The 9,229-nt window shown below is 64.4% G+C and carries 11 protein-coding genes; 8 read left to right on the top strand and 3 right to left on the bottom strand.

Annotated elements, in window-relative coordinates; genetic code table 11:
• From VFF99_RS15795 to VFF99_RS15805, 3 genes are all read right to left on the bottom strand, one after another.
• Nucleotides 1–1,164, bottom strand: a 1,164-nt coding sequence (locus VFF99_RS15795; RefSeq protein ID WP_325019550.1) for an ammonia channel protein, incomplete at its 3' end; no start/stop codon positions are given.
• Between the two features lie 12 nt (nucleotides 1,165–1,176).
• Nucleotides 1,177–1,515, bottom strand: a complete 339-nt coding sequence (locus VFF99_RS15800) for a P-II family nitrogen regulator (protein WP_325019552.1) — start codon at nucleotides 1,513–1,515, stop codon at nucleotides 1,177–1,179.
• 17 nt (nucleotides 1,516–1,532) lie between these two features.
• Nucleotides 1,533–2,279 carry a TorF family putative porin gene (locus VFF99_RS15805; protein ID WP_325019554.1) on the bottom strand — a complete coding sequence of 249 codons (747 nt, stop codon included), beginning with the start codon at nucleotides 2,277–2,279 and terminating at the stop codon, nucleotides 1,533–1,535.
• Nucleotides 2,280–2,516: 237 nt separating this feature from the next.
• Between VFF99_RS15805 and VFF99_RS15810 the strand changes: the two genes are divergently transcribed.
• The 8 genes from VFF99_RS15810 to VFF99_RS15845 all read left to right on the top strand — a co-directional run bounded on the left by VFF99_RS15810 (nucleotide 2,517) and on the right by VFF99_RS15845 (nucleotide 9,187).
• Entirely contained in the window at nucleotides 2,517–2,759 is a 243-nt protein-coding gene (locus VFF99_RS15810; protein ID WP_325019555.1) for an accessory factor UbiK family protein, read from the top strand.
• Nucleotides 2,760–2,762: 3 nt separating this feature from the next.
• Nucleotides 2,763–4,286 (top strand): YifB family Mg chelatase-like AAA ATPase, encoded by a 1,524-nt coding sequence (locus tag VFF99_RS15815; protein WP_325019557.1) that lies wholly within the window; start codon nucleotides 2,763–2,765, stop codon nucleotides 4,284–4,286.
• A gap of 55 nt (nucleotides 4,287–4,341) precedes the next feature.
• The gene (locus tag VFF99_RS15820; RefSeq protein ID WP_325019559.1) at nucleotides 4,342–5,190 is read left to right on the top strand and encodes an AraC family transcriptional regulator; all 849 of its coding nucleotides are present in this window, start codon (nucleotides 4,342–4,344) and stop codon (nucleotides 5,188–5,190) included.
• 51 nt (nucleotides 5,191–5,241) lie between these two features.
• Nucleotides 5,242–6,222: a DMT family transporter gene (locus VFF99_RS15825; RefSeq protein ID WP_325019561.1), complete on the top strand. Its 981-nt coding sequence runs from the start codon at nucleotides 5,242–5,244 to the stop codon at nucleotides 6,220–6,222.
• Nucleotides 6,223–6,287: 65 nt separating this feature from the next.
• Nucleotides 6,288–6,797, top strand: coding sequence for a hypothetical protein (locus tag VFF99_RS15830; RefSeq protein WP_325019563.1), 510 nt, complete (start codon nucleotides 6,288–6,290; stop codon nucleotides 6,795–6,797).
• Between the two features lies 1 nt (nucleotide 6,798).
• Entirely contained in the window at nucleotides 6,799–8,052 is a 1,254-nt protein-coding gene (locus VFF99_RS15835; protein WP_325019564.1) for an MFS transporter, read from the top strand.
• A gap of 65 nt (nucleotides 8,053–8,117) precedes the next feature.
• Nucleotides 8,118–8,462, top strand: coding sequence for a DUF1840 domain-containing protein (locus VFF99_RS15840; protein WP_325019566.1), 345 nt, complete (start codon nucleotides 8,118–8,120; stop codon nucleotides 8,460–8,462).
• A gap of 92 nt (nucleotides 8,463–8,554) precedes the next feature.
• Nucleotides 8,555–9,187, top strand: a complete 633-nt coding sequence (locus VFF99_RS15845) for a LysE family translocator (protein ID WP_325019567.1) — start codon at nucleotides 8,555–8,557, stop codon at nucleotides 9,185–9,187.
• The last annotated feature ends 42 nt before the right edge of the window (nucleotides 9,188–9,229 follow it).

Consider the following 9,229-nt stretch of genomic DNA (forward strand, 5'->3'; position numbering starts at 1 on the left):
GATCACCAGCGCGCCCATCACACCGACGAAACCGGCTGCCGGGGTGATCGCCACGAGGCCGGCGACGGCACCGGAAGCAGCGCCCAGCATGGACGGCTTGCCCTTGCCCATCCATTCGCCGAAGCTCCAGGACAGGGTGGCGGCAGCAGTTGCGAGCAGCGTGTTGACCATGGCCAGCGCGGCGGTGCCGCCCGCTTCCAGTGCGGAACCGGCGTTGAAACCGAACCAGCCCACCCACAGCAGCGATGCGCCCACCATCGTCAGCGTCAGCGAGTGCGGCGCCATCGATTCCTTGCCGTAGCCGATGCGCTTGCCGATCACATAGGCGCCGACCAGGCCGGCGACAGCGGCGTTGATGTGGACCACAGTGCCGCCCGCGAAGTCGAGCGCGCCCTTCTGGAACAGCCAGCCGGCGGCAGCGGTTGCCTTTTCGGCGGCGGCCGCGTCGGTATAAGCATCCGGACCGGGCCAGAACCAGACCATGTGCGCGACCGGCAGGTAAGCGAAGGTGAACCACAGCACGATGAACAGCAGCACGGCCGAGAACTTGATGCGCTCGGCGAATGCGCCGACGATCAGGCCGCAGGTGATGGCCGCGAAGGTTGCCTGGAAGGCGACGAACACGAACTCGGGGATCACGACGCCCTTGCTGAAGGTGGCCGCCAGCGACTCCGGCGTGATGCCCTTCAGGAACAGGCGGTCGAAGGAACCGATGAACGCGCCGCCCTCAGTGAACGCCAGCGAGTAGCCGTAGATGCTCCACAGCACGACGATCAGCGAGAAGATCATGAAGACCTGCATCAGGATCGACAGCATGTTCTTGGTGCGGACCAGGCCGCCGTAGAACAGGGCCAGCCCAGGGATCGTCATCAGGATGACGAGCACGGTGGCCATCATCATCCAGGCGGAATCGCCCTTGTTGGCCGCGGGTGCGGCAGCCGGGGCCGCCTCGGCGGGTGCATTGGCGGCGGCGGGTGCAGCGGCGGCAGCGGCCGGAGCAGCCGGCGCGGAAGCCGCTTCTGCCGGAGCAGGTGCGGACGCCTGTGCAACCACAACCGCCTCAGGCTTGGCCGAGGCGGCCTCTTCGGCCAGCGCCGGTTGGGCGAAGCCGACGGCGATCAGCATGGAACCGGCCGCCAGGACGCTTGCAAAAAGTTTTTTCATCTCACTCCTCCTTTAGAGTGCTTCTTTGCCGGTCTCGCCGGTACGGATACGAACGACTTGCTGCAAGTCGAACACGAAGATCTTGCCGTCACCGATCTTGCCGGTGCGTGCCGAGCTTTCGATCGCCTCGATGGCACGCTCGACGATGGCGTCGTCCACCGCGGCCTCGATCTTGGTCTTGGGCAGGAAGTCGACCACATATTCGGCGCCGCGATACAACTCGGTATGGCCTTTCTGGCGCCCGAAGCCCTTGACTTCCGTGACGGTAATGCCCTGCACACCGATCGCCGACAGGGCTTCGCGCACTTCATCGAGCTTGAAGGGTTTGATGATCGCAGTGATCAGTTTCATGATGAGCCTCTACGAGATTAGAAGGTCTTGGAAATCGACAGCACGGCCGTGTTCTTGCTCACGTCCTTGGTCTTGGTGCCGCTGGCGTTGGAATAGGTGTAGTTCGCGCTTTCGGCATTGGTCGCAACCAGGGCCAGGCCGAGGGTGGCAAAACCGAAATCGCGGGTGACGCCGATCTTGTAGTCGGTGTAATCGAATGCGCCGGCGTTCTTGAACTTCTGGCGGCCTACGTGGAAGCCCAGCGTGGTCTTCTCCGCGATCTCGAAGTTCGCGTTCAGATCGAGGTAGTAGGAACCGTCGGCGTTGGTGAAGCCGAAATAGTCGTCGCTGACGGCATGGCTGTACTTGGCGGAGAACCAGTTATAGGTGGCGCCGATGTAGAGTTCCAGCGCGTCCGGCTTGATGCCGGCGATGGCCGCGCCCGGGTAGTAGTACTTGAGCAGGCCGACGTCCGCGGTCAGGCCCGGCATCGCTTCAAACTTGTAGCCGGCGTACAGGTCCATCTCGAGGCCGGCGCCGTCCGGATACTGGTTGCCGCTCACGTTCGAATTCCAGTTGCCGACGTAGAAGCCGCTGCTGTGGGCGTAATCGAAGCCTCCCTGCACAGCCGGACGGCCGAAAGTCTGGGAAATGCCGCGGAAACGGTAATCGCTGGCTACCGTCAGGTTGCCGGTGAAGGTATGATCCGAGGCGGCGGCTTGCTGCGCGGAGGCAGTCGATGCGAACGCAGCGAAGAGCGAGGCAGCAAGGACGAGTTTTTTCATGGCGCTTCCCTTTTTGTCTGTTGGAAAAATCTTTTGAATTGCATTTTTCCAACTACTTAGCAGGACTCATGCCACCGTTTTTAGCCGCAGATACGTTATTATTTTTATAATTTTCCGCTTTGTCGGCGCGCCGCCTACACCTTTTTAAGGCGCTGCACCACAAAGATCGCACCACGCTGAAGCGCACTCCGTCTGCGCGCACCAGCGAAGTGCAGACTACTCATCACAGGATTGATCATGGACAAGACAAACTTTTTCAACGACCTTCAGGCCAGGATCAACCAGGCAATCGAAAACTCGCCGGCAAAGGATATCGAGCGCAACGTCAAGGCAATGCTGACCCAGGGCTTTTCCCGCCTCGACCTCGTGACGCGTGAAGAATTCGACATCCAGAGCCAGGTGCTGGCCAAGACCCGCGCCAAGCTGGAAGCCCTGGAAGCGCGCGTGGCGGAACTCGAAGCGCAGCTGAAAAGACCGTAATCGATGAGCCTGGCCGTCCTGAAGAGCCGGGCGCTGGCCGGCATGCACGCGCCGGAAGTGACGGTCGAGGTTCACCTTGCCAACGGACTGCCTTCCTTCACCATCGTCGGCCTGCCGGAAACCGAAGTGAAGGAATCCAAGGACCGGGTCCGCGCCGCGCTGCAAAACGCCTGCTTCGAATTTCCGGCCCGGCGCATCACGGTCAACCTTGCGCCGGCCGACCTGCCGAAAGAATCGGGACGCTTCGACCTGCCGATCGCGCTGGGCATCCTCGCCGCCTCCGGCCAGATGCCGGGCGAGGAACTGGATCACTACGAGTTTGCCGGCGAGCTGTCGCTGTCGGGCGAACTGCGGCCGATCCGCGGCGCGCTGGCGATGACCCACGCCATGCACCGGGCCGACGACAGCGACCGGCGGCGGCGCGCCTTCATCCTGCCGCGCGCCAACGCCGAAGAGGCGTCGCTGGTGCGCGATGCCGCCATCTTCCCGGCCGACACCCTCCTTCAGGTATGCGCACACTTCGCCTCGGCGAACGGAGATACGAGACTGTCCCGCCACCGCGCTGCCGCGATCATGAGCCCGCCCGCCTACCCGGATTTTGCGGATGTGAAAGGGCAGGCGCAGGCCAAGCGCGCGCTGGAGATTGCGGCCACCGGCGGGCACAGCATTTTGATGGTCGGCCCGCCCGGGACCGGCAAATCCATGCTCGCCACCCGCTTCCCCGGCATCCTGCCGCCGATGACGGATGACGAAGCGCTCGAATCCGCCGCCGTGCACTCGCTGGCAAACGGCTACTCCGCCCGGCGCTGGAAAACGCGTCCATACCGCGCGCCGCACCACACCGCATCCGGCGTGGCCCTCGTTGGCGGGGGCAGCCCTCCCCGGCCGGGCGAAATCTCGCTGGCCCACCGCGGCGTGCTGTTTCTGGACGAACTCCCCGAATTCAATCGCAAGGTGCTGGAAGTGCTGCGCGAACCGCTGGAATCGGGGCACATCACGATCTCGCGGGCCGCGCGGCAGGCGGATTTCCCGGCGCGCTTCCAGTTGGTGGCGGCGATGAATCCCTGCCCCTGCGGCTATCTCGGGCATCACGCCAGCAAATGCCGTTGCACGCCTGATGCTGTCGCGCGCTACCAGGACAAGATTTCCGGCCCGCTGCTCGACCGCATCGACATGCAGATCCAGGTCGGCGCGCTGCCGCAGGAAGACTTGCTCAAGCAGGCCGACGGCGAGCCCTCCGCCGCCATCGCCGGCCGCGTCGAACGCGCCTTCACCGCGCAGATCGAACGCCAGGGAAAGGCCAACCACGCGCTGTCCGGGACGGAGATCGACACGCACTGCAAGCCCGATGCGGCGGCGGAACAATTGCTGCGCACGGCGATGGCAAGGTTGAACTGGTCGGCGCGTGCCTATCACCGGGTGCTCAAGGTGGCTCGTACGATCGCCGACATGGCTGGCGCTCCCGAAATCGGGCAGGCGCATGTCGCGGAGGCAATTCAATACCGGCGCGCATTGAGGGAGCATTGAGCGCAGCGCAGGATTGCCGATAAAGATTTATGATGGCAGTCCAGCCGAGGCAAGCATGTTCCACCATCCTTCCGAATTCGTCACTTTCAAGGCCAGCCCGCACCTGCCCGGTGTCGAGCTGTATTCGGCCCGGCTGGTCGACCACGCATTCGCGCCGCACGTGCATGACGGCTATTCGATCGGCGCGATCGAGGCGGGCGTCGAACGTTTCCGCTACCTGGGGTCGGACCATATTGCCCCGGCAGGCACGCTGGTCCTGCTCAATCCCGATGAATTGCATACCGGCCAGGCCGAAGTCGATGCGGGCTGGACCTACCAGATGCTGTACATCGAGCCGGATACGCTGCGCGAGCTGACCGGCAGCGAAGCCTTCTTTCCAGAGGCCGCCGTCCATTCCCCGGATCTCGCGCAGGACTTCCAGCGCACCTTCCGCCGCATGTGGACCGCCCCCGACGACCTGGCATTTGTTTCCGGATTCACCACGCTCGTCGACGCCATCGTTTCGCGTTACGGCAAGAACGCGCGCAACCTTGCACCGGTGCCGGATAGCGAACGGCGCCGCATGGCGTCGCTGCGCCGCGTGCTGGATTGCATCGAGGCGCATCTCGACGACAACCTTAGCATCGACATGCTCGCGGCCGAGGCCGGCCTTTCCGTCTTCCATTTCGTGCGCACGTTTTCCGCCGCCTTCCACGTCACGCCGCACCAGTACGTGCAGGCCCGGCGCGCGGCGCGCGCCAAGTCTCTCCTGGCACAACGCGCGACACCTTCCGATGCCGCGGCGGCGGCGGGCCTGACCGACCAGAGCCACCTGAACCGGTGGTTCAAGCGCGCCTATGGCGTCACGCCGGCCCAGTACCAACAGCAAATCGGTACAAGACCGGCGCCGAACCGCCGCGGATAATCCGTGACTGCGGGTGCATCCGGCACCCGGTTTCACGCTTTGGAATCGATCATGTTTATCGGATTGCTCTGTGCGCTCGGCGCCGGTCTCATGTGGGGCCTGGTGTTCGTGGCGCCCCTCATGCTCGGCGACTATCCGGGCCTCGTATTGTCCTTCGGCCGCTATATCGGCTTCGGCCTGATCGCGCTGGTGCCGGCCTACTTCGACCGCCGCCGCATCGCAGCGCTGAAGAAGGCTGACTGGATCGCTGCGCTGAAGCTCGCGCTGGTGGGGAACATCCTCTATTACGCCGCACTGGCGACGGGCATCCAGCTCGCCGACGCACCTTTGCCGGCAATGATGATCGGCACGCTGCCGGTGGTGATTTCCATCTGCTCGAACTGGTCGCCCGGCCATCCGTCGGAGGCGGTGGCGTGGAGCCGCCTGGCGCCTTCGCTGGTGATCATCTTCGCCGGGCTCATGCTGGTGAATGCGAGTGAGCTGGCGCATCTCGACGGCAGCCGCTCCACGGCGGACTACGCCTTGGGTTGCTTCATTACGCTCGGTGCGCTTGCCGCATGGACCTGGTATCCGATCATGAATGCACGGCATTTGAAGCGGAATCCGCATATCGCCTCGTCGACCTGGGCCACCGTGCAGGGCCTGGCAACCCTGCCGCTGGCGCTGGCCGGTTTCGTCGGCTACGGCATCTATTCCGCATTGAACCCCGCCGCCTACGACTTCCCGCTCGGGCCGCGCCCCGCGGAATTCATCGGATTGATGCTGGCGCTCGGCCTGTGCGCTTCCTGGCTGGGCACGATGTTGTGGAACAAGTCGAGTCAGCGCCTGCCGACATCGCTGGCCGGCCAGCTGATCGTGTTCGAAACCCTGGCGGCATTGCTGTATGCATTCATCTGGCGCGGCGCTGCACCGAACGGCGCGGTACTGCTCGGCATCGCGCTGCTGTGCGCCGGGGTGGTGCTGGGCATGCGCGCGTTCCAGAAGGCACAGTCGGAAGGCGCAAGCGGCGCGGCGCCACAGGGCGCCGAGTAGTGGCGCCGAGTAGTGGCGGCGGGTGCGCGCGGACGGAATGCGACGCACCTGCTACCATGTCGCCCATGTTCCGATTTCCCGCTTCCCTCTCTGCAAAAATGGCGGTCGTGGCGTGCGCCGCCGTGCTCGCCGCATGCAGCCCGAAATTCGACTGGCGCGAAGTGCGCGGCACCTCGGCGCCCTTCGTCGTGCTCCTGCCCGCCAAGCCCGCCACCCATACGCGCAGCGTCAACCTCGACGGCATTTCCGTGGACATGACGATGACCGCCGCCGACGCCGGCGGCGTGACCTTCGCCGTCGGAACGGCGGAGCTGCCGGATGCGGCACAGGCGCAGCATGCGCTCACGGCGATGAAGACCGCGCTGGTGCGCAATATCGGCGGCACCGTGCGTAAGGAGACGGCGCCTGCTGCGGGCACGCTGGAGGTCGAAGCGGCAGGCACGGATTCGCGCCTGCTTCTCGCCCGCTTCATTGCCCGCGACAAGCGCATCTACCAGGTGATCGCCGTCGGCAAGGAGAGCGCGCTGCCGCCCGAAGCGGCGGAGACCTTCTTCACATCATTCAAGCTGAACTGAGATGCCGGCGCTCCGCGGGCTGGCCGCAGCACAGGTCTTCCTCTGCTTTGCGTCAGCGTATTTCCTGTCCTACGCATTCCGCTCCATCAATGCCGTCATCGCACCCGACCTGATGACGGACGTCGGCCTGCAGAACGCCGACCTCGGCCTGCTGTCGTCCGCCTACTTCCTGAGCTTCGCCGCACTGCAGCTGCCGCTGGGCATCTGGCTGGACAAGTACGGCCCGCGCCGCACCGAATCCGCATTGCTGCTGTTCGCCGCGGCGGGCGCGGCGATCTTCGCTTCCAGCGCCTCGCTTGCCGGCCTGTGGCTCGGCCGCATGCTGATCGGCGTCGGCGTATCGGCCTGTCTGATGGCGCCGTTCAAGGCATATCGCCAATGGTTTGCCCCGGAACAGCAAAGCCAGCTGGGGAGCTGGATGCTGGTGGCCGGCACCTCCGGGGCGCTGGCGGCAACCATCCCGGTCACGGCGGCCCTGCCTCTGATTGGCTGGCGCGGCGTATTCTGGTTGATGAGCGCGATGATCCTGATCGCCGCCGCTGCAATATTCTTTCTGCTGAAGAAGGTCGAGACAAGCCAGCATGCGGCGGCACAAGCCAGGCCGGCGAGCACGGCAGGCGCGCCGCTCGGTTACGCGCATATCTTCGGCGATCCCTTCTTCCGCCGCATGGCCTTGCTCGGCATCATGAACCACGGATGCCTTTCAGCCTGGCAAACCTTGTGGGCCGGGCCGTGGATGATGACGGTGCTGGGCATGAGCAAGGCGGAGACGGCGCAAGTCCTGTTCGCATTCAACCTGTGCCTGATGCTGTCCTTCCTGGCCATGTCGTGGTGGGCACCGCGCTACGTGGCCTATGGCGGAACGCGCGGCTTGTCCTCGCTTCATGTCATTGCAACGGGCCTGGGCGGCGCCATCCTGGTGCAGCTTGCGATGCTTGCAACTTCTGCCCCGTGGTCGTGGACGCTGTGGCTGGTGCTTGCCGTTTGCGTCACGGTAACCACGCTTACCCAGACCAGCGTCAGCCTCGCTTTCCCTGTTGCACTGGCCGGCCGTGCCAACAGTGCGTTCAACCTGACAGTATTCGCGGGATCGTTCGCGGTCCAATGGGGGGTGGGATTGCTGATGGACATGTTCAGCGGCTTCGGCGCCTCCGCTCACGGTGCGATGCGCGCCGCGCTGGCCGTCTGCGTAGCGGGACAGGCGCTCGCGCTGCTTGCATTCATGTTCAATCGCGCTACGCCGTCGGGACACTGATTTGGCCTGTAGCAAAATCCCCAACACATGCTATCGTTTAGTCATAGACTGCTATCGGAGGCCCCATGCTGATCACATTCAAGTCAAAGGCTGCGGCGGAAGTGCTGATGTACGAGGAACACGCCAGGCGCATTCTTGAGTTGCTGAACAAGGACGTCCGGCGCGGCGTCATTACTTCGCAGGAAGCGCCGGACGCCGTGGCGAAACTGGAAGCCGAAATCGCCGAGAGCCGCCTGCACCCGACATCCGAGGAAGTCAGGCGCGACGTGCTGGCCCATCATGGGGACGAAGGCGACGACAACGAGCACGAGCCGGTCGAGTTTGTCAGCTTTGCAACCCGTGCCTACCCCTTGCTGGAGATGCTGCGCGCCGCGCGCAACGAAGGCAAGGATGTGATGTGGGGCGTGTAGCAGGGCGGTGCAAGCATGCAGCCGCGCCAACGCGGCTACAATGATGTCTTTGCCCGTCCGCACCGTGCTGCCGGTGCGCAATGCACATGGACATCCTCGGAATTTCGAATTTCGGTCTTTTTCTCGTTGCAGTTCTGCTGCTCAACGCGACACCCGGCCCTGACACGGCCTATATCATCGGACGCAGTATTGCCCAGGGGCGGACAGCGGGCCTGTTGTCCGCCCTCGGCATTTCAGCGGGGTGCTGCGTGCATGCGCTAGCGTCCGCCATCGGGTTGAGCGCGATCCTCGCCGCATCCGCCACCGCATTCACCTTCATCAAGCTGGCCGGGGGCGCTTACCTCGTCTATCTCGGTATCCGCATGATGCTGGCGAAGCCGGCCGGCCCCGCCGCGAGCACCGCACGCGGCGATGTGCGCTCCCGAAAAACCATCTTCCTGCAGGCGATGGTCACCAACGTGCTCAATCCGAAGGTGATCCTGTTCTTCCTCGCGTTCATCCCGCAGTTCGTACGCAGCGACGCTCAGCAAAAGACGCTTGCCTTCCTCGTGCTCGGTGTGGCATTCGCCCTCATCAGCATGGCCTGGAACAGCGGCACCGCCTTCCTCGCAGGGACGCTGGCGCGGCGCGCCGGAAGCAGTCCGCGCGCAAAGCTGTGGCTCGAGCGCGTGGTCGGCGCCACCTTCGTGGCGCTGGGAGCGAAGCTCGCCTTCACCAAATCCTGATTCCCTTTTCTCCTGGAGACTGCGCGGCGTTGCCGCGCGTGC

This window comes from Noviherbaspirillum sp. (assembly GCF_035654295.1).
GTDB lineage: Bacteria > Pseudomonadota > Gammaproteobacteria > Burkholderiales > Burkholderiaceae_D > Noviherbaspirillum.

Bases quoted from the DNA above. Each gene is read 5' to 3' on its own strand.
- VFF99_RS15830 (WP_325019563.1), top strand. From the start codon at position 6,288: ATGTTCCGATTTCCCGCTTCCCTCTCTGCAAAAATGGCGGTCGTGGCG.
- VFF99_RS15800 (WP_325019552.1), bottom strand. From the start codon at position 1,515: ATGAAACTGATCACTGCGATCATCAAACCCTTCAAGCTCGATGAAGTG.
- VFF99_RS15820 (WP_325019559.1), top strand. From the start codon at position 4,342: ATGTTCCACCATCCTTCCGAATTCGTCACTTTCAAGGCCAGCCCGCAC.
- VFF99_RS15815 (WP_325019557.1), top strand. From the start codon at position 2,763: ATGAGCCTGGCCGTCCTGAAGAGCCGGGCGCTGGCCGGCATGCACGCG.
- VFF99_RS15840 (WP_325019566.1), top strand. From the start codon at position 8,118: ATGCTGATCACATTCAAGTCAAAGGCTGCGGCGGAAGTGCTGATGTAC.
- VFF99_RS15835 (WP_325019564.1), top strand. From the start codon at position 6,799: ATGCCGGCGCTCCGCGGGCTGGCCGCAGCACAGGTCTTCCTCTGCTTT.
- VFF99_RS15805 (WP_325019554.1), bottom strand. From the start codon at position 2,279: ATGAAAAAACTCGTCCTTGCTGCCTCGCTCTTCGCTGCGTTCGCATCG.
- VFF99_RS15810 (WP_325019555.1), top strand. From the start codon at position 2,517: ATGGACAAGACAAACTTTTTCAACGACCTTCAGGCCAGGATCAACCAG.
- VFF99_RS15825 (WP_325019561.1), top strand. From the start codon at position 5,242: ATGTTTATCGGATTGCTCTGTGCGCTCGGCGCCGGTCTCATGTGGGGC.